Consider the following 24,786-nt stretch of genomic DNA (forward strand, 5'->3'; position numbering starts at 1 on the left):
AATTAATAAAATTATAATAGAGTGCGCTGCTGTTTGCCATACAGCTTGTATACAATACCGGTACGTACAAGCAATATAACGGCAATATAGCCTACCAGAATTATGGCACGCCCGGTGCGCTGAGCACCAGCTTCGCCTATACCTACGACCGGCTGAACCGGTTGACCTCAGGCATATCCAATGACAACAATGCCGAGCGCAATATTGGTTATGATATGATGGGGAATATCACCACCCTGTCAAGGCTGTATAACAATGTGCTGATTGACAGCCTGAACTATAATTACCTGGCCGGAACCAATGCCACCAACCAGTTGAAAAGTGTAACGGATCTATCCGCCGATGCCAGCGGTACAGGATACAAAACAGGTACCGGCACCTATGTGTATGATGCCAATGGCAATTTAACGGCCGATAACAGCAAAGGCTTGAATATCTCCTACAACCTGCTGAACCTGCCTAATGCGATTACCGGCAATAAAACGATTACCTATACCTATAGTGCCGCAGGCGAAAAGCTAAGAAGGATAAGCCCCAACACGGGGGTAACCGATTATGTGGCAGGGATCCAATACGAGGACAACAATACCGGAACCTCCACCATAGCTTTTATACAAACCGAAGAGGGTAAGGCGGTACCGCTTTCGACAGGAGGCTACGATTACCAGTATTACCTGGGCGACAACCTGGGCAATACGCGGGTAACCTTTAGCACCAAAACAAGCCCGGCAACGGCTGTACAAACGGATAACTACCTGCCCTTCGGGACGGAAATATCAAGGGGAACGATAACCAATCCGAAAAATGAATATCTTTATAACAAAAAAGAGCTGCAGGAGGAGCTCGGTGAATACGATTACGGCGCGAGGTTCTATGATCCGGTGATAGCACGGTGGACGACGATAGATGCCTATGCGGAACACCCGGATCAAATTGATTTTTCACCCTATCATTATGTTAAAGACAATCCTATCAGGTATAATGATCCTGATGGAAATTGCCCTATTTGCTTGGTGTGGGGCGCAGAATTGATTGAAGCAGGTCTCGTTGCTGTCGGAATAGTGGGAACAGCGGCAATTATAGTACATTCCCATATTCAACATGTAAATTCAAACGGTTCGCCCGTGATGCAACAAAGTACTATAGAGCGTACGCCTATTGTTCAAGCAAGAACACTCTCTCCGCCTGGAAGTAGGGCCGGTAAACCGCACACACCTGCGGGAAAAAAGAAAGTGATTGATGACAATAAAGCTGCCAATGATGGAAAAACTATTTGCCAGGGTTGCGGCGTCGAAACTACTAAGCCAGAAAAATCACAAAAAGGTGTAACGCCGCCTACTACGGATACACAGGTAGATCACATTGATCCTCAAGCTAATGGCGGGAGTGGCACAACTGACAACGGACAAGTGTTGTGTAGAGGGTGTAATATCGATAAAAGCGATAAAGTACCTGCACCTGCACCTCCGGCTCCCGCACCACCACCACCACCGCCGCATCAATAGTAATAATCATAAATACAATTAGGATGGAAAAAATAATATTTGAATATAATGACGCAAATGATGAGTACGCATTGGAAAGTGCCTGGGCGGAAAAAAAAGGTGAATTTTATAAGTTAAGTAATATACTTTTTTATGCGACCGGATACTCTTGGGGCGACATTGTAAGCGTGGAAGATAGAAACGGAGAACTTTATGTTACAGACCTTATTGAGGAATCTGGCCACAGTACAGTTAGGATTATATTTTACGACAAGGAAATTATTAATGCAACAATCGAGCATCTAAAAAATATGGGATGCGGTTATGAAGGAAGTAATATCCCAACTTTGATATCTTTTGATATTCCTCCAAATGTTGATTATAAGCCAATAAAAGAGTTTCTTGAAGAAGGCGAAATAAATGAGGTTTGGAGCTATGAGGAAGCTTGTTTGGCACATAAAGTTAACTAACCATCCCTCCCCGCCCGGCTAAGCGTGCCGCTTGGCCGCAATAACGAAAAGCAATATAGAAAGATGAAGCCTGGCCGAGCGCCGGGCTTTGTTTATATAAAAGTTCACTACAAGGTTGTTTATTTAAGTATTGATGACATTTATTAAATACTCTGCGAAACTATAATCTGGGGATGTTTGTATATCGTGCGGCGCTTGCGTTAAGGATTGAAGTGAAAAGCCCGCAGCCCCGATGGACAATGCCAATAGGGGCCTTAATCTCAGCATCGGGGCGAGGACTTGTAACGGAAAGCCTGACCGCGCTTCTACCAGCGCGGGAACGCCCATATTTTCAGTTTGCAGTTAGGAGTGTGCAGTTTTCTACGCCCATCTTATGTGGATACTGACGCCTGAATTAATTAAGCGATATATTTATAGTAATTTTTCTTTATAAATCCAAGTGAATTACTAAAAATATTAGTGTCCCAGGTGTCCCAGGCTTATTCATCCGTCCCAGGTGGTTCTCTTTTAGTCCATAGGCCATAGTCGATAGACCGTAGCAAAAAAACAAATACTCATCTGCCATGGACCATGGACTATCGACCTTTCGCACTTTCCGACTTTCGGACTTTCCGGACTTTTCCGACTTCCCCCACCACCCTCAAAATACTTTTCCGTCATCATACTAAAAAAAGAGCAATTAAGTTTTACCTTTGTCCCCTGAAAAATTTTGGCCCGATTGCATAAAACGAGGCGGAATTGGGCTGCTGCAGCTCATTTTACAGGTGAATACGTGCGGATTTACGGCACAATTAATACGTTTTAGCCATAGTTCATTCATAAAAACCAATGAACCAATGCGCTATTGCACTAATGAACGTTAGTATAATGGGATATAAGGACCAGATAGACTTGTCGAAATTACCACGCCATATTGCAATTATTATGGATGGCAACGGGCGTTGGGCTAAAGACAAGGGCAAATTAAGAGTATTCGGACATCATAGCGGTGTGGTTTCGGTGCGCGATATTGTTGAAGCATCTGTTGAGCTTGGAATTGAATACCTTACGCTATATACCTTCTCTGCCGAGAACTGGAACCGGCCCAAACTGGAAATAATGGCTATTATGGAATTGCTGGTAAGCACCATTGATAAAGAGATCAACACCTTTATGAAAAACAATGTGCGCCTGAATGCTATCGGCGACCTGGAAATGCTGCCTGAAAAGTGTCGTGTGGAGTTGACTAATGCCATTAAAAAAACATCTGTCAACACGGGCCTTGTACTCACGCTTGCGTTAAGTTACAGCTCGCGCCGCGAGATTTTACGCGCCGTAAGGAGCATTGCCGAGCAGGTTAAGGCCGGCGAATTGCGATCAGAAGACATTAATGAGGAAATATTTGAAAATAATTTATTTACAAAAGACATGCCCAATCCTGAATTACTGATCAGGACAAGCGGCGAATACCGCATAAGTAATTACCTGCTTTGGCAGATAGCTTATGCTGAATTGTACTTCACATCTAAATTATGGCCCGATTTCAGGAGGGAAGATTTGTTTGAAGCGATACTGGATTATCAGAAACGCGAACGGCGTTTTGGGATGACAAGTGAGCAGCTCAACTAAATTTTTCCTTTTAACACTTTTTAACAACTGTATAAATTATTTTTAGCCCACTAAAATATTCGAATGAATAAATTTCTTTTTGCTCTTATTTTCTCTATAATGAGTACCGCTGCACTGGCGCAGATATCGAGCCAGCCGAGGTATTCGCTGTCAAAATCAAGTTTACCGGCTGATAGTTTAAGTTACCTTGAACCGAAAGATTATATTATTGGGGGGGTTACCATTTCGGGAACCAAGAACCTTGATAAAGATGTATTGCTTACTATATCAAAGTTAAGTAAGGGCGACAAGATCAATTTGCCGGGTGAAGCGAATGCCAATGTGATTAAAAACCTTTACTCGCAGGGCTTGTTTGACGATGTGCAGTTAAACATCACCAAAGTAAACCTGGATACCATATACCTTGAAATTGTGGTGGTGGAGCGCCCCCGTTTATCGCGCATGCACCTCAGCGGTATCCGTAAAGGTGAAATTGAAGATGTTGAAAAACTTTTATCAGACAAAACCGGTAAAATTGTAAACCAGAACCTGCTAAGCACCACTTCGGCCATCATTAAAAAACACTTTAATGAAAAAGGTTTCCTGAATACAACGGTTACTATAAAACAAAAGAAGGATCCGGGAGACGCTAATAGCGTAATATTAAATATTGCTATTGATAAAAAGCAAAAAGTAATGATTACCGAAGTTTCCTTTGAGGGAAACAAGGCTTTTTCGGAAAGACAACTTCGCAAATACCTTAAAAAGACCCGTACCCGTAAGTTTTATAACCTTTTTGGCTCGCGCAAGTTCAAACAGGACAAATACGATGAGGATAAGAAAAGCCTGATCACCGAAATGCAGGATAAAGGCTACAGGGATGCCGAATTGATAAGTGATACTGTATTTAAAACCGGCGAAAATACTGTTGGTATAAAAATTAAATTGTTTGAGGGCCATAAATATTTCTTCGGTAATATCAAATGGTCGGGCAACGCCAAATATCCTTCTGAAATCCTGGGCAAGATCTTAAAGCTAAGAAAAGGCGATGTTTTTAGCGAGGATGAGTTAAATAAAAGGTTAACCGGGCCAACCCCGAACGACGATGATATTTCATCTTTCTATCTGAACGATGGTTACCTTACTTACCAGGCCGACCCGGTACAAACAAAAATTTATAATGATACTGTCGACCTTGACATCAGGGTTTACGAAGGGCCGCAGTATACCATTAACCGGGTAATGCTGAAAGGAAACGATGTAACCAACGATAAAGTGGTGATGCGTGAGATCAAGACTAAACCCGGGCAGAAATTCAATAAAGCATTATTGATCCGCAGTACCCGTGAAATTGGCCAGCTGGGAAATTTCGACGAGCAAAAAACTGAACCGAAGCCAACCAATATCAATCCGCAGGATGGTACTGTTGACATTGTATATAACGTAGTTGAAAAACCTTCGGACCAGATCGAACTTTCGGGCGGTTTTGGCGGTGGCCAGCTGGTAGGTACGCTGGGCTTAACGTTCAATAACTTTTCGTTAAAAAATATTTTCCACCTGAAAGATTACAAACCATTGCCAAAAGGCGATGGCCAGAAATTAAGTTTAAGAGGTCAGTCAAGCGGGCGTACCTATCAGAATTTCTCGTTCACCTTTACTGAACCATGGTTGGGCGGTAAAAAACCAATTTATTTTGCGTTGTCAGCCTATACCCAGTTAAGTTCAACCGGGCAATATTACGCGCTTACCAACCCTCTGTACAATAAATTAAGGATCAACGGTGTAGGTGTTACGCTGGGTAAACGTTTAAACTGGCCTGATAATTATTTCCAGCTGAACTACTCACTAAATTACGACCACTACAACCTGGATAATTATACCGGTTACCTGTTTTCAAACGGTACCTCAAATAACATTAAACTAACGCAGGAACTAAGCCGTAACTCGCTTGATGCACCTATTTATCCAACCAGTGGTTCAAACATTAAGTTAACATTACAGGGAACGCCTCCTTACTCCTTGTTTAATAATATCGACTATAAGATAGCTACGCAAGAACAGATTTATCACTTTGTTGAATATTACAAAGTTAAATACGATGCGCAATGGTTCCAGCGGATCACCGGTAAACTGGTATTAATGTCGCAGATCAGGTTTGGATTTTTGGGCGAGTATAACTCGGCTGTTCCTGCCTCTCCGTTCGAACGCTTTAAAGTGGGCGGCGATGGTATGGCAAGTTACCAGTTTTTGCAGGGTAGTGATATTGTGGGCTTAAGAGGTTACCAGAATTTTACCATTATCCCGGTCGGTACCAACTATACTGCTGACACTAACCCGGGCAGTACCATTTACAATAAATACACCTTTGAGCTGCGGCACCCGGTGATACAAAGTCAATCGGCCACTATTTTTGCTTTAGTTTTTGCTGAAGGCGGAAATGTTTGGAATTCTTTTGATAAATTTGATCCGTTTAACGTAAGGCGCTCAGCAGGTGTTGGAGTTAGGGTATTTTTACCTATTTTTGGCTTGCTTGGTTTGGATTATGGTTATGGTTTTGATGCAATACCGGGTATACCGAGCGCAAACAAAGGCCAGTTTAGCTTCTCCATCAGCCAAAGCTTAAACGGCGGGTTTAATTAATTGGCAAAATAATTGCAATGAAGAAAATACTCCTGGTGCTGTGTTTTACGTTAGTAGCTGTAACAACGGCGTGGGCCCAGCGTTTAGCTTATGTTGATTCGGACTATATTTTAAAACAAATGCCCGAATACGCATCGGCCCAAAGGCAGCTGGAAGCACTTTCGCAGCAATGGCAAAAAGAAGTTGACCAGCGCTACCAGGAAATTGACCGCTTGTACAAAGCCTACCAGGCAGATGAAGTGCTGATGACTGCGGATATGAAGAAAAGGCGCCAGGCCGAAATTGATGATAAAGAGAAAAGTGCAAAGGAATTTCAGCGGCAAAAGTTTGGACCCGATGGGGAATTAACGCAACGCAGCAACGCAGCAATTAAACCCATACAGGAAAAAATGACTAAAGCGATACAAGCAGTTGCCGAAACTGATAACATCGACATGATTTTTGACAAGAACAGCGAAATAATGATGCTGTATGCTAGCCCGAGGTATGATAAAAGTGATGATGTGATCAAAAAACTGGGTTTAAAGCCGGCTGCTGCCACCACCCAAAAGAAAAATTAAAATTTTATTAGTATTTATAATCCCACTATTTTTAAACACAGAAAAAACAAAAAATGAAAAGAGTATTTAAAGTTGCTTTAGTTGCAGTATGCATTTTATTTGTAGGCAACTTTGCCAAAGCACAAACCAAGATCGGTTATATTAATTTCGGTGAACTGGTTCGCAATATGCCCGAATTCAAAACCGTTCAAACCTCGATAGAAAGCTATCAGAAACAGTTTGTTGATCAACTCACTGTTATGAACAATGAATATCAGCAAAAAGGAAAAGAATACCAGGCTACTCAGGGCAGTATGACTGATGCCATCCGTTCAGCAAAACAAGCTGAATTAGCTGATATCCAAAAACGCATGCAGGATTACAATACTGATGCACAGCAAAAAGTTGACGCAAAAAGCAACGAGCTGATCAAACCGATCACTGATAAAGCTAAAGCGGCTGTTTCGCAGGTTGCAAAAGCTAAGGGTTATACTTATGTTTTGGACTCTTCACAAGGATCTCCAATATTGGTTTCGCCTGACGGTGACGATTTGATGCCTGCTGTAAAAGCCTCATTAGGTTTAAAATAATATAAAATATTGCTAACCACATAAAAAGCGCCCCCAAATTCGGGGCGCTTTTTTTATTTTTGTGCCGATGTTTGATAATAAACCTATTGGGATCTTTGATTCGGGATTTGGAGGACTTACCGTTTTCCGGTCCATTCTTCAGCAATTGCCCGACCATGATTATATCTACCTGGGCGACACCGCCCGGGCGCCTTATGGTAACCGTTCGTTTCAAACCATTCATCAATATACCTGGGAGTGCGTTAAATGGCTGTTTGAACAAGGCTGCCCGCTGGTGATCCTTGCCTGCAACACGGCCTCTGCGAAAGCGCTGCGCACCATACAACAAAAGGATCTTTTAAATGAAGATCCGGCAAAACGGGTGCTCGGTGTGATAAGGCCTACTGCTGAAGTTGTCGGGAATTATACAAAAACAAAAGAAATAGGTGTGCTGGGCACCAAAGGAACCATCCAGTCTGGCTCCTACCTTATTGAGATAGACCATTTTTTCCCCGATGTAAAAGTTTACCAGCAGGCCTGCCCGCTTTGGGTGCCGCTGATTGAGAACGGCGAGCACGACAAACCCGGCGCCGATTACTTCGTAAAAAAATACCTGGACCAGGTTTTGGCCCAATCCCCACATATTGATACCTTATTGCTGGCCTGTACGCATTATCCTTTGTTGCTGGAAAAGATTAAGGCCTATTTGCCCGACGGCATACAGGCGATAGCACAAGGTGATATTGTAGCCAAAAGCCTGGTTGATTACCTGCAACGGCATCCCGAAATGGAAAACAGCCTGTCTAACAACAGTACTCAAAGGTTTTTTACCACGACCGATGATACAGCTGATTTTGATCATTATGCCGAAATCTTCTTTGGAGAGCCGGTAAAATCGGCGTTTGCTGAGGTGAAATATTAAGTAGGTTGATTAAGTTGATTAGGAGAGTGGTTGATTAAGTTTTTTATTTTTTTACTACTTAATCAACCCAATCTAACCCAATCAACTGAAAATTCTTCTATTCCTACCAACTTAATCAACTATTCAAACAATCCAACCCAATCAACTCAAAATTTATTAAGTTTGCAGCAAAGCAAAAGGGTTGAACTTTTATCTCACATATTTTATTGTCGCGATAGGCTTATTTGGCTTTTCAGCAGTGTTTGCCCTGTTCGGTGTTTATGCCGAGCGTAAAGTTTCTGCTTTTATACAGGATCGGCTGGGCCCAACAGAAACGGGTAAGTTCGGCAGTTTGCAAACTGTTGCTGATATATTGAAAATGCTTCAAAAGGAGCTCATCACCCCGGCAGCCGCAGATAAGCTGCTGTTTATGATGGCGCCCGGAATTATTTTTATCGCAGTTTACCTCGGCTTTGCCGTGTTGCCCTGGGGGCCTGGCTTGGCCCCATCCAGCCTGAATTTAGGGCTGTATTATATATTCGCGGTACTCTCTATCGAAACCCTTGGCATTTTAATGGCCGGCTGGGGATCCAATAATAAATTTTCCATACTGGGGGCCATGCGCTCTGCCGCGCAGATCATTTCGTACGAGATCCCGGCAGGCTTTGCAATCATCTCCGTGGTGATGATCGCCCAAAGCCTTAACCTGCAGGTGATCTCGGCACAGCAGGGGATCATGGCATCCGAAAAAATCACTTTTGCAGGGTTTTGGGATGTATCCAACATCGGTGGCATTTTTGCCTGGAATGTTTTCAGGGCGCCCCACTTGCTCATCGCTTTTGTGATCTATTTTATCGCCTCGCTGGCCGAAAGTAACCGTGCGCCTTTTGATATCCCCGAAGCAGAATCGGAGTTGGTGGCAGGATTTCATACTGAATATACCGGCTTAAGATTCGCTTTTGTATTTTTGGCAGAATATTCCATGATGTTTTTGGTGTCGATGATAGCCGTGGTGCTTTTTTTAGGCGCATGGAACACGCCTCTGCCAAATATAGGCGCTGTACAATTGGCCAACTGGACTACCGGCGCCGCATGGGGCATATTATGGATAGCGATAAAAACACTGGCATTGGTAGGCGTACAAATGTGGATCAGGTGGACCCTGCCGCGTTTCAGGGTTGACCAGCTGATGAATTTTTGCTGGAAGGTATTAACCCCCACCGCATTTGTTTGTATGCTGATATCGGGGCTATGGAGGATATTTTTAATGTAGTTCATTGGTTCACCGGTTCATTTGTTCATTAGTAGATAGCGCAATTAGCTATCGAACAGATGAGTTGCCAAAACCCCACCAATGAACTAATGAGCTAATGAACTAATGAACAATATAATAAAAGGTTTTACTACGGCATTTAAGGGATTAAGCATCACCTTCAGGCATCTTTTTGCCTCGCATAAAAAGCGGGACATATTGCCGGCAAGTGATACCAACTACTTTAAAAACCTTGAAGGTGGAACCAACACCATTCAATACCCGCATCAAAAACTGCCGATCCCCGAAGTGGGGCGGTACCAGTTGGAGGTGGAGATGGATGATTGTATTGTATGCGATCTTTGCGCTAAAATTTGCCCGGTAAGCTGTATCGATATTGAATCCATTAAAGCGACGGAAGCGATCGGGCAAACCTCTGACGGTACCACCAAAAGATTATATGCGGCGAAGTTTGATATCGATATGGCCAAATGCATGTACTGCGGACTGTGTACCATTGTTTGCCCTACCGAATGTATTGTAATGACCAACCAGTATGACCGTACTGTATTTGAACAAAAAGACCTTACCTATCAATTCTCGGATATGACGCCTGAAATGGCGGCAGAAAAGCGCCTGGAATTGGAACAGCAGCAGGCCGAGCGGGCAGCTGCCAAATTGGCTGCCATGCAAAAAAAGGAGGGCGGCGTATGAGCATGGTGCAATTTCTATTTTACCTGATGAGCTTTATCGCGCTCGCATCGGCAGTGTTTGTAGCAGCGACTAAGAATTTGGTCCGCTCCATTTTTATGTTTTTTATTACCCTGCTGGCGCTGGCCGGGCTGTATGTATTAGCCATGGCCGATTTTGTGGCGATAACACAAGTGGTAATTTACGTAGGCGGCATCCTGGTACTGATCCTGTTTGCCTTTATGCTATCAGGAAAAGAGAATTTGAATTATATCGCGCAGCAACAAAATAAATTTATCAGCATCGGCAAACTGCCTGCGATATTATTGGCTGCTTTGTTTTTGATTGTTCTGGTGAATGTTGCCATCAACATTCATCCCGACAGCCTGCCCTGGATAAAAAAATCGATAGCTTATAAAAACTATATCCAGCCGGATGCTGCCATGACGGAAAACATCGGCGTAAACCTGATGACCCGGTATTTGCTGCCCTTTGAGGCGATCTCCATTTTATTGATGATCGCACTGGTGGGCGCGGCGCATTTATCGCGAAAGGAGGCTAAGCCATGATCAGTTTAACCGATTTTATGATAGTTAGCGCAGTATTGTTTTGCATCGGTTTGTATATGATCGTATCCAGGCACAATGCTATCCAGATCCTTATCGGGATCGAACTGATGCTGAATGCCGCCATTTTAAACCTGGTCGCTTTCGGCCGTTTTGATAGGATGGCCAACGGCGGGCAAATGTTCGCCCTATTTGCCATTGTTTTGGCAGCAGCAACCACAGCAGTGGCTTTGGCCATTATATTAAATGTGTACAAGCGGTACAAAACCATTGACCCGGGAAAGATTGATAATTTGAAGGATTGAAGAGATGAAAAATATTTCAATGTTGATCCTTTGTTTTTTTGTGTCGGCGAATGTTTTTGCCCAGGGGATTGACTCGGTTCAAAAAGATACCTCAAAGCGCACTTCAATAGTTGATGCTCGCCCTATTGATAAATCTGTCAAACCTTTGGTTGTCGTAGATGGGCAAATCTATACGCGAAGTTTAGAACGCATTAATCCTGAAGATATTCTTGAAGTATCCATTTTAAAAGGCACTGAAGCCGGGAAAATTTATGGGTCGAAAGGCATAAACGGGGTTGTTATTATTACAACTAAACGATATGCAACTATTCAATATGAAAAAAATTTAGTGCGTTTTCAAAAGAGTATAAGCATTATGTTGATTCACTTAAATCAGACGATCAGCAAGTTACTTATGTGATAAACGGAGAATTTGTAGCTGGTAAAAATCGAAATGACGAGACTTCTCAATTGTATAATATCCCGGAGGAAAAAATCGAAGGTGTTGTGTTTAAAGAAAATCCATGGTACAATGGGTTGCCGAGTAAAAAGTATTTGTTAATAATAGCATCAAAAAAATAACCATTGAGCCAATTTTTACAATCCATAGATGCCCTCACCATTAAATTTACCCTGATTGCGGTGTTATTGCCCTTGCTTGCTTTTGTGGTAAACACGGCGCTGCCGGCCAAATGGAGCAAAGCATCAGGTTGGGTTTCTGCGGTTTTTATATTGATCAGCGGCATATTATCTGCCTTTATATTTTCGAGGGTTTGGAACGGCCACCAGGTACACCGGCAATTGCTTTGGTTTACCATTGGCGATACCCCGGTTTACGCGGGCCTGTTGCTCAATAACCTTTCGGTTTTATTGCTGCTGCTGGTTAATTTAATTGCATTTCCGGTGCACTTGTATTCAACCGCTTACATGCGGCACGATGAAAAACACAGCCGTTATTTCGCTTACCTCAGTTTCTTTTGTTTCAGCATGCTGGCGCTGGTAGTGGTTGATAATTTGGTACTGTTTTATGTTTTCTGGGAGCTGGTAGGCTTTTCATCCTATTTGCTCATTGGATTTTGGTTTACAAGGGATAGTGCAGTTTTCGCCAATAAAAAAGCCTTTATCATGAACAGGATAGGGGATATAGGGCTGTTGACTGCTATCCTGGTGCTCTTTACCATGTATCACACCTTTGATTTGGACACCTTGTTCGGGCAGATCAACCTGGTAAAGAATTCTGCTATACAAAACGGCGTGTGGCATTTGAGTTCTAATTCGATTCCAAATTCAAACGGCGCGATCATCATTACGGGCGGATCAATTCAGCTGCCCGCTATCTGGCAATACATTGCCTTCGCGGGCATATTTTTGGCGGTGGCGGCAAAATCGGCACAGTTCCCGCTGCATACCTGGCTGCCTGACGCTATGGAGGGCCCAACATCTGTATCGGCACTTATCCACGCGGCAACGATGGTGGCTGCGGGCGTGTTTTTATTGGGCCGGGTTTACCCTTTGTTTAATGATGCAGAATTAACTTTTCTGGCGATCATCGGCTGCTTTACCGCTTTTATGGCGGCAACCATCGCCCTAACGCAAAACGACCTGAAACGCATCCTGGCCTACTCCACCATCTCTCAATTAGGCTATATGGTGATGGCGATGGGCATAGGCGCTTATGCCTCGTCCCTGTTTCACCTGGTAACACATGCCTTTTTTAAATGCCTGTTGTTTTTAGTCGCCGGGATAGTTATTCACCAAATGGGCCATATCCGCGATGATAATAACATCGATATCGACCCCCAAAACATTCAGCATATGGGTGGCCTGCGTAAAAAAATGCCACTCACCTTTATCGCCGCTTTAATTGGCGGCGTGGCATTGGTCGGTTTGCCGTTTACTTCGGGATTTTTATCCAAAGATGGCATCCTGGTGCAGACTTTTGAATGGAGCGCCGGGCGGAATGTTTTTTTTAGGATCATCCCTGTTTTAGCCTTGATCACCACCTGGCTCACTGCTTTTTATGTAGCAAGGCTGATTGTTAAAGTGTTTTTTGGTGAGTTAAGAGTCTTGCAACTCAAGCCGGAGCTGAAACTGCATATCAGCGATGGTGCCTGGCAATATAAATTGCCGCTTGTATTGCTTTCGGTTTGCTGTTTCTTTCCGTTTTTCTCTGCAAACCCATTTTCAGCCGATCACAGCTGGTTATTGGGTGGATTAACCATTGTAAACGGGCACGAAATTGCAAGTTTATACCAAACACTGGTGCCGGTTGTGGTGAATGTACTTAGCTTGTTGGTGATCTGGTATGGTTATTTAATTTATACCAATAAAAGAACAAACCCATTTGCCCAAACCGGCGTTATCTTCAACTTATCGTTCAATCAATGGTATGTTGACAGCATTTACCAAAATGCCATTGTAAAACCCATATTGAACACCAGCCTGGTTACTTTTTGGTTCGACAGGAGGGTAATTGACGGGTTTATTCTCCTTTTTGCAAAAATGAGTGTAGCATTATCCAAATTAGCTGCCTGGACAGACCGTAATATCGTTGATGGTTTTTTAAATTTGCTGGTTAAAGCGGTACGGATCATCGGCAATTTCGCCCGCAGGTTCCAGGGGGGTAAAGTACAATATTACCTGTTTAGCATGCTGGCCGTTATTTTGGCAATATTTATTTTGATTTTATTAGATGTGAGATTTTAGATATGAGATCTGAGACAAGGTTAAAGGCGAAAGGCGAAATGTTAAAGGTATCCGTGGATCTCACATCCCACTGTTTAATTCTCACATCTCACATCTCACATCTCATATCTCGTATCTAACCATGAACATCCTCACCCTCCTCATATTTATTCCTGTTTTGTTCGGTGTTGTCATCGCGGTGATGCCGTCGTCGTGGCGGGCCGGTTTTAAATACATTACCCTGCTGGCTACGCTTGTACAACTGGGGATGAGTATATTTATCTATTGCAATTTTAAAACGGGCGCAGCATTCGGCGGGATCAATCATGAGGCACAGTTCCAGTTTATGCAAAAACTGCCCTGGATCAATCTTAACCTGGGCCCTGCCGGCAGGATGCAGATAGATTATTTTGTAGGAATAGACGGCCTTTCCATTGCCCTGCTGGTGATGACCTCTTTTGTATTGGTTATTGCGGCGTTGGCGTCGTGGGAGATCAAAAGCAATTTAAAGGGCTATTTTATCCTGTTTTTGATCCTGGATATGGCCGTTACCGGTGTGTTCTGTTCGCTCGATTTCTTCCTGTTCTATATTTTTTACGAATTGATGCTGTTGCCCCTTTACTTCCTCATCGGCATGTGGGGCGGTGCAAGGCGCGAGTTTGCTGCGATAAAATTCTTCCTCTATACGCTGTTCGGTTCGGTATTTATGCTGCTGATCATGGTCGGTCTTTATTTATCGGTTAAGGACCCTGCCACCGGTAACCATACTTTTAATATGATCCAGATGATGAACCCGGGCAATTTTCAGCAGGGATCGGTATTCGGGATCTTCAGCCACCAAACCATTTTTGGTTTTTCGGCACGCGGGGTTGGCTTTTTGGTATTGTTTGTAGCATTCGCTATTAAAGTGCCGGTTGTACCCTTGCATACCTGGCTGCCCGATGCACACGTGGAGGCACCTACACCGGTTTCCATTATCCTTGCAGGTATCTTGTTGAAAGTTGGCGGGTATGGCATTATAAGGGTTTGTATCGGCATTTTCCCCGAAGTGGCCGCCGCCCATGCTTTCTGGCTGGGGCTTTTGGGTGTGGTCTCCATTATTTACGGTGCGCTGAATGCCCTTGCTCAAAAAGATTTGAAACGGATGATCGCTTATTCATCCGTGTCGCACATGGGTTTTGTGTTACTGGGCGTTGCCTCATTAACTGCCGAAGGTTTAAGCGGTGCGGTAATGCAAATGGTTAGTCACGGTTTTTTATCTACCATGCTGTTCTTCCTGGCCGGCGTAATCTACAACCGGGTACACGACAGGGGCATCAATCATTTCCGCGGACTGGCTTCTATTATGCCCCGGTATACCGCTTACGTAACCATTGCTTTTTTTGCTTCCCTGGGCTTGCCCGGCTTCTCAGCATTTATTGGCGAGGCGTTTTCGCTGGTCGGGGCCTTCAAATCAAACTCTGTTAACGGCGAACTGCCGTACTGGATGGCTGCCTGCGCTTCGTTGGGGATCTTGCTGGGTGCCTCCTACTTTTTATGGACACTCCAGCGCATGTTCTTCGGCAAAGTAAACCTCAAAGGCGGCGCTGTTTGGCAAACTGCATTAGTTGACCTTAATCTCCGTGAAAGAATAGCCTTGTTCCCGTTAACACTCATGGTACTGGCATTAGGCTTAATGCCTTCACTTGTTTTCGGGAAAATAAACGATTCGGTATTGGCTTTTGTACATTTTCTGCAGCTTAAATAGGCTTACCCCAACCCCTCTTTAATGGAGAGGGGCTTTACGAAGAGCGCAGTTCAAGTCCTTTCCTTTGGAGAGGATGAATGAGGGCTGCGCCGTTTAGGTGAGGCTTCTTCAGCTGAAATAAATATTTGCGTCCCTTATGGAATAACACAAAAACATGCATCCTGTAAATGATCGCGGCCGAACGGGCGGCTAAACCAACAGGAATTATTTATTTAACAAAAAGAGCATGTTTAAAAAATTACTAATGGCTGTATTGCTGGTGATAACCGGTATAGCCGCAAATGCTGAAGACGGACAAAAAGTTGTATCAAAAGTTCAAAAAGTTACCGTGTTTTTAAACGGTGCACAGGTAACACGTACGGCTATGGTAAATGTAAGCGCAGGTACATCCCATCTCATATTCGGCGAAATATCCCCGGGAATCGATGTACAAAGCATCCAGGTGCATGCAGGCGGCGCGTTTACCATCCTCTCCGTAAAACATGAACTCGATTTTTTAAATGAACAAGCCAAACAGCAGCATGTGGAGGAACTGAGGGCGGCGCAAAAAGCTATCAGGGATAAAATATCGCTGCAAAATAGCCTGATCTTGATTTACCAGGCCGAAGAAAATATGATTGCCAAAAACCAGGTGGTTAGCGGGGATAACACTGGCCTTGATGTGGCTAAACTAAAACAGGCGCTTGATTTTCAAACCGAACGCTTAACCACGTTGAAGGAGAAACAACAGGCTGTAAATAACAGCATAGAAGCCCTGAACCTTGAGCTGCAAAAATATGATAAACAGATAGCGGAGATCGGCAAAGGAACCACCACGGCAACCAGCAATATCACCGTAACCGTTTCATCAAAAACAGCGCTGCAATCCGAATTTACGCTCACCTATGTAGTGCATGATGCCAGCTGGTACCCCACTTATGATATCAGGGCGAAAGATGTAAACAGCCCGGTAAGCATATCCTACAAGGCAAATGTATCGCAGCATTGCGGCGAGGACTGGAAAAATATTAAGCTCACCCTATCAACAGGAAACCCAACCGTTAGCGGCAATAAACCCGATTTGACCCCATATTACCTTAACTTCGGCATGTATTATTCAGATGGCAGTGCGCCGATAACCCGAAGTACAGGCAGAGTTATAGGAAGCGATGATAAATCGCCAATACCAGGTGCATCCATCAGGGTAAAAGGCACATCGATAGGTGCGGTAAGCGATGTTAATGGCAATTTCTCCCTCCAAATGCCGCCGGGGCAGCAAACCATTGTGGTGTCCTTCCTGGGTTATCAAACCCAGGAGCTGCGCGTTACCGGAAATTTTACTAACGTAATGCTTGTTCCGTCTGCAAATTCTTTAAATGAAGTGGTGGTTGTGGGGTATGGCACTACAAGCGATGCGGATTATGATAGTACCAGAGGTCTTGAAGGCAGAGTCGCCGGCGTAACAGCATCCTCAGGCACAAGTAAAGAAATAAGGATCAGGGGGATATCCAGCTTGCCTATTGAAGTAAAACAAACCGAAAACCAAACCAATGTTGAGTTTAATATTGACAACCCTTTTTCCATACCAAGCGACGGTAAACAGTATCTGGCCCAGATCAGCGAGGTGGAGGTAAAAGCAGGGTTTCAGTATGCTGTTGCGCCAAAAGTTAGTACCGATGTGTTTTTAACAGCACAAATAACCGACTGGAACAAATATAATTTTTATCGGGCGAGGCTAACCTGTTTTTTGAAGGTACTTATATCGGCAAATCGCTCATCGATACCCATTCGGTGGCCGATACGTTGAAATTATCCATGGGCACGGATAAAAATATTGTCGTAACCCGCACGCTGGAAAAAGACCTGTCCGAAAAGCAAACTTTCGGTTCCAACAAAAAAGAAACAAAAAACTGGCTGATCGATATCAAAAACCGTAAAAACCAGCCGGTAAACCTTATTGTTGAAGACCAGGTGCCTGTTTCGCAAAATTCATCCATTGATGTGGAGGTGCAGGAAACCGGCGGTGTAAAACCAGATGCATTAACAGGCAGAATTGTATGGAATTTCCTGCTAAATTCGCAGGATGAAAAAAAGGTACAGTTAAAGTACCTGGTTAAATACCCCAAAAACCAATCAGTAATTGTTGAATAGATAAAATGCACGATTTGTTACCTACTTTACCGGGCGCACTTGATGATGTGATAGGCAGTTTCCCTTACTTTATGCCGGAGTTTTACCTGGCCTTATTGTTCATCCTGGTATTGGTAACAGATTTGATGTTTGGCAGAAATTCCGAAAAATTATGCAGGATCATTGCCTGTGCGGGCATTTTGCTGGTGATCCATAAAGATTACCAGCAAAATGAACTTTTGCTGGCGGTGGCACAGCCAAACGGGCATTTCTTTTTAGCAATATGCTCCTGCTTAATCATGCCGGTACCGGCTTTAAACTGGTGATAGATGTGCTGGCTTTAATCCTGCTGCTTTATTTTGCCTGGGATCATAAGCTCAATAAACATCCAAAGGGATTGTCGGATCTGTACTCCATTGTAGTCGGCGCTATATTTAGCCTCCACTTAATGGTGATGGCCGTAAACCTGTTGTCTGTTTATCTTTCCATCGAAATGGTTTCTATCGCTTCCTACCTGATGGTAGCCTACCGGGGCGAAAGCGTACTCAGTACGGAGTCGGGTTTAAAATATGTGCTTTTCGGCGCAGCTTCATCTGCTATCATGTTGTACGGCATATCGCTTTTATATGCAATGGGCGGTTCATTAAATTTATATACCGGCGGTTTAATTATAGGATTAGCCCAGGCGAATAGTGTTGCTGTAACGGTGGGCCTGGTATTTGTGCTGGCGGGCATAGGATTTAAGTTATCCTTTGTGCCGATGCATTTTTGGGTGCCTGATGTTTATGAAGGCGCATCTACCCCGGTAACTGCCTGGCTATCTACCTTGCCAAAAATTGCCGGCTTTGCTTTGCTGATCAATTTTTTAAGACCTTTTATTTATTTTCAGGGATGGCCCGGTTTAGATTTCCGGTTATACCTGGCAATAATAAGCATACTAACAATGATTGCGGGCAACTTTGCAGCCGTAATGCAAAGGAATGTAAAGCGAATGCTGGCCTATTCCAGCATCGGCCACACGGGTTTTGCGCTAATGGCCATTGTTGTTTATAATGATACCGCCTTTTCGGCTTTGATCTATTACCTGGCTGTTTACGGAATGGCCAATATTGGCGCCCTTGCCCTTGCCACGTATTTTGCCAACACCACCGGCGCCGAAAATAATGAAGGTTATAAAGGCCTCGGTCTTAAATTACCTGCAGCTTCTGTTTGCTTCGTAATTGTGCTGGTATCATTAACCGGCTTGCCTGTTTCCGCAGGGTTTAATGGTAAGCTGCTGGTGTTTTCGGCAGTGTATAATTTTTACCAGCTTAATCATAATCCCGTGTTGCTTGCATTGCTGATAACAGGCGCCATAACAACAGTGGTTGCATTATTTTACTACATAAAAATTCCGCGTAATTTATTCCTTAAAAGGACAGATAATATTGTGGATACAACAAAAACATCTGTTAATATCATTATATTGTCCATAATTATATGTTTTTTGGTTATTTTATTAGGTCTTAGGCCGGATTTTTTAATAAATCATATTTAAAATCATTCTTTATCTGCATTTATTTAACTTTTTATTCGTTTTTATATAATTTATATCCTAATTTGAGCCGCTTTTTATAGCTGATTTAAATTATGATTAAACGTTACTTCCCCTTTTTTCTGATCTTACAGATCTTAATCTTAACGTTCTTTTTTCCATCGATAGACATTCCAAAAACATCAAACCCAAATTTCAATTCAGGGGATATTGCATGGATGCTTACTTCTACCGCTTTGGTTTTGATCATGACGCCGGGGCTTGCCTTTTTTTATGGCGGTATGGTCAACAAAAAGAACGTGATCTCTACCATGTTGCAAAGCATTGTTTGTATGGTCATCATTACGGTAATGTGGGGCATATTTGGTTTCAGCCTGGCTTTTGGCGATAGTTTTCACGGGATTATCGGCAACCCATCTACTTATTTTATGATGAAAGGCATGCTGGGTAACGCTACCTGGAAACTGGCGCCAACCATTCCGATATTGCTTTTTGCGATGTACCAGTTAAAGTTCGCCATTATAACGCCCGCTTTAATTACCGGTGCATTTGCTGAGCGCATCCGTTTTAACTCTTACATCATCTTCCTCGTATTATTCTCCATCTTCATATTTTCGCCGCTGGCACATTGTACCTGGCACCCCGATGGTATTTTAAGTAAATTGGGTGTACTGGATTTTGCCGGAGGCACCGTAGTGCATATGTCGGCAGGATGGGCCGCACTGGCATCAGCCTTATATTTAAAGCGGCGGAATGAGCCTAATCATGCGCCCGCCCGCATTACCTATGTAATGATTGGTACCGGTTTGTTGTGGTTTGGGTGGTTTGGGTTTAACGCAGGCTCGGCGTTTGGCGCCAACCACCTTGCGGTAAACGCGCTGGCAACAAGCACAACGGCATCGGCGGCAGCGGGTTTAACCTGGATATTTTTTGATATGCTATTGGGTAAAAAACCTTCGGCAATGGGCACCTGTATCGGTGCGGTAGTGGGGCTTGTGGCCATAACACCGGCTGCAGGCTATGTATCTATACCACATTCGCTGGCGATAGGGATTATATCGGCTGTGGTAAGTAACCTGGTGGTTGAATGGCGTACACGCACCACAATTGATGATACCCTGGATGTATTCCCCTGCCACGGGGTTGGCGGTATGGTAGGGATGCTGCTTACCGGTGTTTTTGCCAACCAGAATGTTAATGCAGGCAACACCACCGGCAACGGGCTCTTCTTCGGACAAACCCATTTATTTTTTGTACAATGCATTGCGCTGGTAGCCGTTTCCATATTTTCATTTTTTGGCTCATTGCTTTTGTTGAAGATTACCGATATGATCTCGCCATTGCGCGTATCGCCTGAAGAGGAACTGATCGGGCTCGACATCAGCCAGCATGGTGAAAAATTATAATTAGCAACCAACCAAACTAACCTATATTGTGCAAAGCCTGCTTCCATCCCGGAAGCGGGTTTTGATTTTTTATAGCGATATTTCTTTACCTAAATAAACCAGTGTTAAATGTTACTATTACCGGAACATGATCGCTGTATTTGGTCCAATAGGCATGTTCGCCAACCTCAACCGATTGCAGCTCTTTTGCAATATCTGCAGAAACAAAACAGTAATCAATGTGGTAAGGCTTATTTTGATGTTTGTAAAGATGGAAGGTAGGATGTAGTTCCTTCCCCTGTATCTGACTGTGATGCAAATGATAAGCGCTGTAAATGCCTTTTTCTTCCAAATATTTTACAACATTGGTATGATTGCCCGGCCTGCGTTTCCTGTCCCAGATGGTATTGCTGTTAAAATCTCCGGCAAGCACCGTTCTTTTGGGAGTGAGCAGTTCATTGTAGTAATGAATAGCCTTCCAAACCTGTTCGATATACTGCCCGTCCTTATCGTTAGGGTTATTGGCCCAAACGGCAAACAGGTTAAAATCAACATCGCCGCCCGTTACCGAAATGGGCACGATCATTTGAAAAGCCGGGTTATGGTCATCCAGTAAAGTAAGTTTCAAATTATGATAGGCCAGGATAGCCAATCCCTTGTGCGGGTTATTACCGAACCACAAGATATCCGAAGGCTTTTGGGTATCCGTGCCGAATACAAGTTTTTCAATGCATTCACATTCCGGGACAATTAAAATATCCGGCTGGTGAGCAAGGATCATCGCAGCCTTTTTACGGAATGCCATATTACAGTTCCAGGTGATGATCTTCATGGATATTTTAAATTGTTATAAATTTAAGCGTTTTACGAAGAATTCGCTATTATTTTAGGGGCTCCCTATTCTCATTTTAAAACTAAAAATCCAAAACCAAAATTTATTTTAGTCCAAAAACCAACTTTAAACAATTTAAAGTTACTTTTTTGCCAATCGGTTCAAAAACTGCCTAAATTTTGTTTTTAAGCGGTTTTTAAGTAAATTTGAATAAATCAAACCGTTATGTATAACCTGCAAGTTTCTCCCACAGATGTTCAGGCTTCATTAAGGAAGCATGTTTTAGCCGATGGATTCGATCTTACTTTTGACATGGAAAAAAGCAAAGGCGTTTACATTTACGATTCAAAACATGATCGTACCCTGCTTGACTTTTTACATGCTTCGCCTCGGTGCCTTTGGGTTATAATCACCCTAAAATGATCAATGACGAGGTGTTTAAAAAGAACCTGATGCTTGCCGCGTTGACCAATCCTTCCAACTCCGACATTTATACAACGCAATACGCGGAATTTGTAGAGACATTTGACAGGATAGGTATCCCTGAATACCTTCCGCATGCTTTCTTTATTGCAGGCGGCTCGCTGGCCATTGAGAATGCCCTTAAAGTTGCTATGGACTGGAAAGTGCAAAAGAACTTTGCAAAAGGCTATACCAGGGAAATCGGATTTAAAGTTATCCATTTTGAAAACGCTTTTCATGGCCGCTCAGGCTATACTTTGAGCTTAACCAATACTCAGCCGGTAAAAACCAAGTGGTTTGCCAAATTCGACTGGCCGCGGGTATCGCTGCCGCAAATTAATTTTCCGTATAGTGATGCCAACCACGACGACTTGCTCAGGAGGGAAGAATTATCCATCGCCCAGATTAAAAAAGCATTTGACGAGAATAAGGACGATATTTGTGCGATCATCATCGAGCCCATACAGTCAGAGGGCGGCGATAACCATGTGAGACAGGAATTTTTAGAAGCGCTGAAGACACTGGCTGACGAAAACGAAGCCATGCTGATATATGATGAAGTGCAAACCGGGGTTGGCCTGAGCGGCAAATTCTGGTGCCACGAGCATTTTGGCGAAAAAGCCCGTCCGGATATCCTGGCCTTTGGTAAAAAAATGCAGGTGTGCGGTATACTGGCCGGCAAAAAGGTGGATGAGGTTGAACATAATGTGTTTCATGTTTCTTCACGCATAAATTCAACATGGGGCGGGAGTTTGGTTGATATGGTAAGGTCAGCTAAAATAATGGAAATTATTGAAGAGGATAATTTGTGTGATAACGCTGCCACGGCGGGCGAATATCTTCAGAGCCAATTGTCCGCTATTGCTGAAAGGCACCCTGTGATCAGTAATGTAAGGGGAAAGGGCTTACTCACTGCATTTGATTTTCCTGATAAAAATACCAGAGATACTTTTATTAAGCTGGGGTTTGAACAAAATGTAATGTTTTTAGGCTGCGGCGAACATACCATCCGTTTCAGGCCTGCGCTGATTATGGATGCCAAACATATTGATGAAGGACTCGCAATACTCGAAAATATTTCTTCTAAATTATAATAACTGTAAAACTTTTGCTACAAAACGTTGTTTTTTAAGCAATAAAGCATTTTTTTCCCCTAATTAGCCGTTTAAAAATATATTACGGGTTATTAATCTTTAATTATTAGTATTTGCTTTTTTTTAGACGAAAAAAAAGCAATATTTTTAACTATTATTCCCGTTAGGTTTGGGTTGGAAAAATATAAAATTATAAGTTATTATTTATCATGAGCAAGCACATCGAGAAATTAAAAAAACAACTGATGGAAATATCGGAAGTTGTAAACTCCTTCAAATCAGAAGCAGTACAGGTAAAGGTTGTTGACAGGCTATTGGATGCAATGCTTGAGTTAGAGAAGACGGACGGTGAGGCTGGCGAGGTATTTATAAAAAAAGGGTACAAGCCAAGAAACGGGGAAGACGGAAGCTACACTTTTGCCAGGGGGCCAAAAAAACCTGGCGCCACAAAAATTTTAAATCAGCTTTTATCAGGTGATTTTTTTGATACGCCAAGATCAATATCCTCTATAGCAAATTATTGCAAGGATAACTTCGATTCGGAATTCAAAACATCTGAATTATCAGGTATCCTTTTAAAGCTTGCAAACGAAAATAAACTGAGGAGAGAAAGAAGCAATGAAAACAACCGTTTCGAATACGTAAGGTTTTAAAGAATATTGAGGACGGAGGTCAGAGATTCATGTCCCTCTTTCCCAGCCTCAAGTCTTTGACCTCCAATCCCTACCTAAGCTGAAACAAACTGTCAACTCCTAAAATTTTCTTTGATGTAAAACCTTCAGCGTATTTAACGCCGATGCTTTTGCCATACTCGCGGGCCCTGGCTTCCACTATCTGGATAAAATCGGGCGACGAGATATAAGTTTCGGGTTCTTCCTCCCAGGCAGGGTTGAAAAATTGCGACCCGAAAGCCATTACGCTCTCAATTTTTTTGTCCCAATAAGGGGTTATGTCTATTACAAAATCAGGGTGAATGTAGCGATCCTGTATAAAATGGAAAATATGTTTCGGGCGCCATTCCTGTTGGGCCTGGCCATTAAAACTAGTTTCAACCTTACGCAGCCCGGCCAAAAATGCCGAGTGTTCAACAAGTTCATTGGCCCTGCCATGATCGGGGTGCCTGTCATGATAGGCGTTGGTGATAACGATCTCCGGTTGATACTTCCGGATCACCTCGATAACTTTTAACTGGTATTGCCGTGTATTCTCAAAAAAGCCATCCGGAAGCCCTAAGTTTTCGCGTACGGTTAAACCGAGGATCATTGCAGATGCGGCCGATTCCTGATCTCTGATTTCAGCAGAACCCCGGGTACCTAATTCGCCCCTGGTCAAATCAGCAATGCCAACTGTTTTGCCTTCAGCTATATGTTTTAAAATAGTACCTGCACAGCCTAATTCAGCATCGTCAGGGTGTACAGGTAGTACCAGTATATCCAGTTTTGTCATAAAATGTTGTTATTTGTCGTCGGCTAACAAACGGCTGATCCGTTTCCTTATTTTGGAAGAAGTAGGCTTTGTAAACGGGAAATAAAAATCGGAAATTACACCCGTTTTGCTGATTAAAAATTTGTGGAAGTTCCATCTCGGTACTGAGTTGAGCTTCCCGTTGGCTTTCTTATCCGAAAAAAATTTATAGAGAGGGTGTGCGTAAGGCCCGCGAACTCTTATCTTTTCAAAAACAGGATAGTTAACACGCTGTATCTCGCAAAAAGTAGCCAATTCCTTTCCGTCAAGCGGTTCCTGGCCGCCAAAATCATTACTTGGAAATGCAAGTATTTCAAAATCCTGGCCTCCAAACTTGTCTTTCAGATCTGCAAGTTCTTTTAGCTGGGGCGTAAAACCACATTGAGAAGCGGTATTTACGATTAAAAGAACTTTGTTTTTATATTCAGCCAGGCTGACTTCCTCACCATTTAACTTTTGAACGTTAAACTGGTAAATGCTGTTATCAATCAT

General features: G+C 43.2%; 25 protein-coding genes. 22 read left to right on the forward strand and 3 right to left on the reverse strand.

Annotated features, from left to right (window positions below):
- The first annotated feature begins 161 nt into the window (after positions 1-161).
- The 19 genes from MgSA37_RS06270 to MgSA37_RS06360 all read left to right on the forward strand — a co-directional run bounded on the left by MgSA37_RS06270 (position 162) and on the right by MgSA37_RS06360 (position 20,463).
- Positions 162-1,505, forward strand: coding sequence for an RHS repeat-associated core domain-containing protein (locus tag MgSA37_RS06270; RefSeq protein ID WP_096350483.1), 1,344 nt, complete (start codon positions 162-164; stop codon positions 1,503-1,505).
- Between the two features lie 23 nt (positions 1,506-1,528).
- The gene (locus MgSA37_RS06275) at positions 1,529-1,954 is read left to right on the forward strand and encodes a DUF4265 domain-containing protein (RefSeq protein ID WP_096350485.1); all 426 of its coding nucleotides are present in this window, start codon (positions 1,529-1,531) and stop codon (positions 1,952-1,954) included.
- 867 nt (positions 1,955-2,821) lie between these two features.
- A complete protein-coding gene (locus MgSA37_RS06280) occupies positions 2,822-3,562 on the forward strand; it encodes an isoprenyl transferase (protein ID WP_096350487.1) in 741 nt (246 codons plus the stop codon).
- A 63-nt stretch (positions 3,563-3,625) separates the two neighbouring features.
- Positions 3,626-6,181, forward strand: coding sequence for an outer membrane protein assembly factor BamA (gene bamA, locus MgSA37_RS06285; protein WP_096350489.1), 2,556 nt, complete (start codon positions 3,626-3,628; stop codon positions 6,179-6,181).
- A 17-nt stretch (positions 6,182-6,198) separates the two neighbouring features.
- Positions 6,199-6,741, forward strand: a complete 543-nt coding sequence (locus tag MgSA37_RS06290; RefSeq protein WP_096350491.1) for an OmpH family outer membrane protein — start codon at positions 6,199-6,201, stop codon at positions 6,739-6,741.
- Between the two features lie 53 nt (positions 6,742-6,794).
- On the forward strand, positions 6,795-7,310 hold the full coding sequence (locus tag MgSA37_RS06295; RefSeq protein ID WP_096350493.1) for an OmpH family outer membrane protein: 516 nt from the start codon (positions 6,795-6,797) through the stop codon (positions 7,308-7,310).
- A 67-nt stretch (positions 7,311-7,377) separates the two neighbouring features.
- Entirely contained in the window at positions 7,378-8,211 is an 834-nt protein-coding gene (gene murI, locus MgSA37_RS06300) for a glutamate racemase (protein ID WP_096350494.1), read from the forward strand.
- A 181-nt stretch (positions 8,212-8,392) separates the two neighbouring features.
- Positions 8,393-9,463 carry an NADH-quinone oxidoreductase subunit NuoH gene (gene nuoH / locus MgSA37_RS06305; RefSeq protein ID WP_096350496.1) on the forward strand — a complete coding sequence of 357 codons (1,071 nt, stop codon included), beginning with the start codon at positions 8,393-8,395 and terminating at the stop codon, positions 9,461-9,463.
- A 105-nt stretch (positions 9,464-9,568) separates the two neighbouring features.
- Positions 9,569-10,156: a 4Fe-4S binding protein gene (locus MgSA37_RS06310; protein ID WP_096350498.1), complete on the forward strand. Its 588-nt coding sequence runs from the start codon at positions 9,569-9,571 to the stop codon at positions 10,154-10,156.
- A complete protein-coding gene (locus MgSA37_RS06315) occupies positions 10,153-10,701 on the forward strand; it encodes an NADH-quinone oxidoreductase subunit J family protein (RefSeq protein ID WP_096350500.1) in 549 nt (182 codons plus the stop codon). The genes MgSA37_RS06310 and MgSA37_RS06315 overlap by 4 nt, the downstream gene beginning before the upstream one ends.
- On the forward strand, positions 10,698-11,003 hold the full coding sequence (gene nuoK / locus MgSA37_RS06320; RefSeq protein WP_096350502.1) for an NADH-quinone oxidoreductase subunit NuoK: 306 nt from the start codon (positions 10,698-10,700) through the stop codon (positions 11,001-11,003). The genes MgSA37_RS06315 and nuoK overlap by 4 nt, the downstream gene beginning before the upstream one ends.
- A gap of 4 nt (positions 11,004-11,007) precedes the next feature.
- Positions 11,008-11,403: a TonB-dependent receptor plug domain-containing protein gene (locus MgSA37_RS06325; protein WP_096350504.1), complete on the forward strand. Its 396-nt coding sequence runs from the start codon at positions 11,008-11,010 to the stop codon at positions 11,401-11,403.
- Between the two features lie 164 nt (positions 11,404-11,567).
- A complete protein-coding gene (locus MgSA37_RS06330; protein ID WP_221199413.1) occupies positions 11,568-13,688 on the forward strand; it encodes an NADH-quinone oxidoreductase subunit 5 family protein in 2,121 nt (706 codons plus the stop codon).
- Between the two features lie 121 nt (positions 13,689-13,809).
- Positions 13,810-15,414 (forward strand): complex I subunit 4 family protein, encoded by a 1,605-nt coding sequence (locus MgSA37_RS06335; RefSeq protein WP_096350506.1) that lies wholly within the window; start codon positions 13,810-13,812, stop codon positions 15,412-15,414.
- Positions 15,415-15,640: 226 nt separating this feature from the next.
- Positions 15,641-17,200, forward strand: coding sequence for a mucoidy inhibitor MuiA family protein (locus tag MgSA37_RS06340; protein ID WP_096350508.1), 1,560 nt, complete (start codon positions 15,641-15,643; stop codon positions 17,198-17,200).
- A complete protein-coding gene (locus tag MgSA37_RS06345; protein WP_157750469.1) occupies positions 17,185-17,544 on the forward strand; it encodes a DUF4139 domain-containing protein in 360 nt (119 codons plus the stop codon). The genes MgSA37_RS06340 and MgSA37_RS06345 overlap by 16 nt, the downstream gene beginning before the upstream one ends.
- Before the next feature lie 5 nt (positions 17,545-17,549).
- Positions 17,550-17,849 (forward strand): hypothetical protein, encoded by a 300-nt coding sequence (locus MgSA37_RS06350; protein ID WP_096350512.1) that lies wholly within the window; start codon positions 17,550-17,552, stop codon positions 17,847-17,849.
- Positions 17,807-19,060 carry an NADH-quinone oxidoreductase subunit N gene (locus MgSA37_RS06355; protein ID WP_096350514.1) on the forward strand — a complete coding sequence of 418 codons (1,254 nt, stop codon included), beginning with the start codon at positions 17,807-17,809 and terminating at the stop codon, positions 19,058-19,060. The genes MgSA37_RS06350 and MgSA37_RS06355 overlap by 43 nt, the downstream gene beginning before the upstream one ends.
- A gap of 95 nt (positions 19,061-19,155) precedes the next feature.
- Positions 19,156-20,463: an ammonium transporter gene (locus MgSA37_RS06360; RefSeq protein ID WP_375782348.1), complete on the forward strand. Its 1,308-nt coding sequence runs from the start codon at positions 19,156-19,158 to the stop codon at positions 20,461-20,463.
- An 85-nt stretch (positions 20,464-20,548) separates the two neighbouring features.
- Here the strand turns inward: MgSA37_RS06360 and MgSA37_RS06365 are convergent, their stop codons facing one another.
- Complete coding sequence (locus MgSA37_RS06365; protein WP_096350518.1) at positions 20,549-21,274, reverse strand: endonuclease/exonuclease/phosphatase family protein; 726 nt, start codon at positions 21,272-21,274, stop codon at positions 20,549-20,551.
- Positions 21,275-21,499: 225 nt separating this feature from the next.
- Here MgSA37_RS06365 and MgSA37_RS29030 point away from each other — a divergent pair, with 225 nt between their 5' ends.
- The 3 genes from MgSA37_RS29030 (at position 21,500) to MgSA37_RS06375 (ending at position 23,483) form a co-directional block, all read left to right on the forward strand.
- Positions 21,500-21,697, forward strand: coding sequence for a hypothetical protein (locus MgSA37_RS29030; RefSeq protein WP_232010792.1), 198 nt, complete (start codon positions 21,500-21,502; stop codon positions 21,695-21,697).
- On the forward strand, positions 21,694-22,830 hold the full coding sequence (lat, locus tag MgSA37_RS06370; protein WP_232010793.1) for an L-lysine 6-transaminase: 1,137 nt from the start codon (positions 21,694-21,696) through the stop codon (positions 22,828-22,830). The genes MgSA37_RS29030 and lat overlap by 4 nt, the downstream gene beginning before the upstream one ends.
- 209 nt (positions 22,831-23,039) lie before the next feature.
- Complete coding sequence (locus MgSA37_RS06375; RefSeq protein WP_096350520.1) at positions 23,040-23,483, forward strand: hypothetical protein; 444 nt, start codon at positions 23,040-23,042, stop codon at positions 23,481-23,483.
- A 70-nt stretch (positions 23,484-23,553) separates the two neighbouring features.
- Here MgSA37_RS06375 and bshB1 read toward each other — a convergent pair whose 3' ends face one another.
- Together bshB1 and MgSA37_RS06385 are read right to left on the reverse strand one after the other, a co-directional pair.
- Positions 23,554-24,276, reverse strand: a complete 723-nt coding sequence (gene bshB1 / locus MgSA37_RS06380; protein ID WP_096350522.1) for a bacillithiol biosynthesis deacetylase BshB1 — start codon at positions 24,274-24,276, stop codon at positions 23,554-23,556.
- A gap of 9 nt (positions 24,277-24,285) precedes the next feature.
- Positions 24,286-24,786, reverse strand: coding sequence for a glutathione peroxidase (locus MgSA37_RS06385; protein WP_096350524.1), 501 nt, complete (start codon positions 24,784-24,786; stop codon positions 24,286-24,288).

The sequence above is a fragment of the Mucilaginibacter gotjawali genome, from assembly GCF_002355435.1.
In the GTDB taxonomy this organism is placed as follows: Bacteria; Bacteroidota; Bacteroidia; order Sphingobacteriales; family Sphingobacteriaceae; genus Mucilaginibacter; species Mucilaginibacter gotjawali.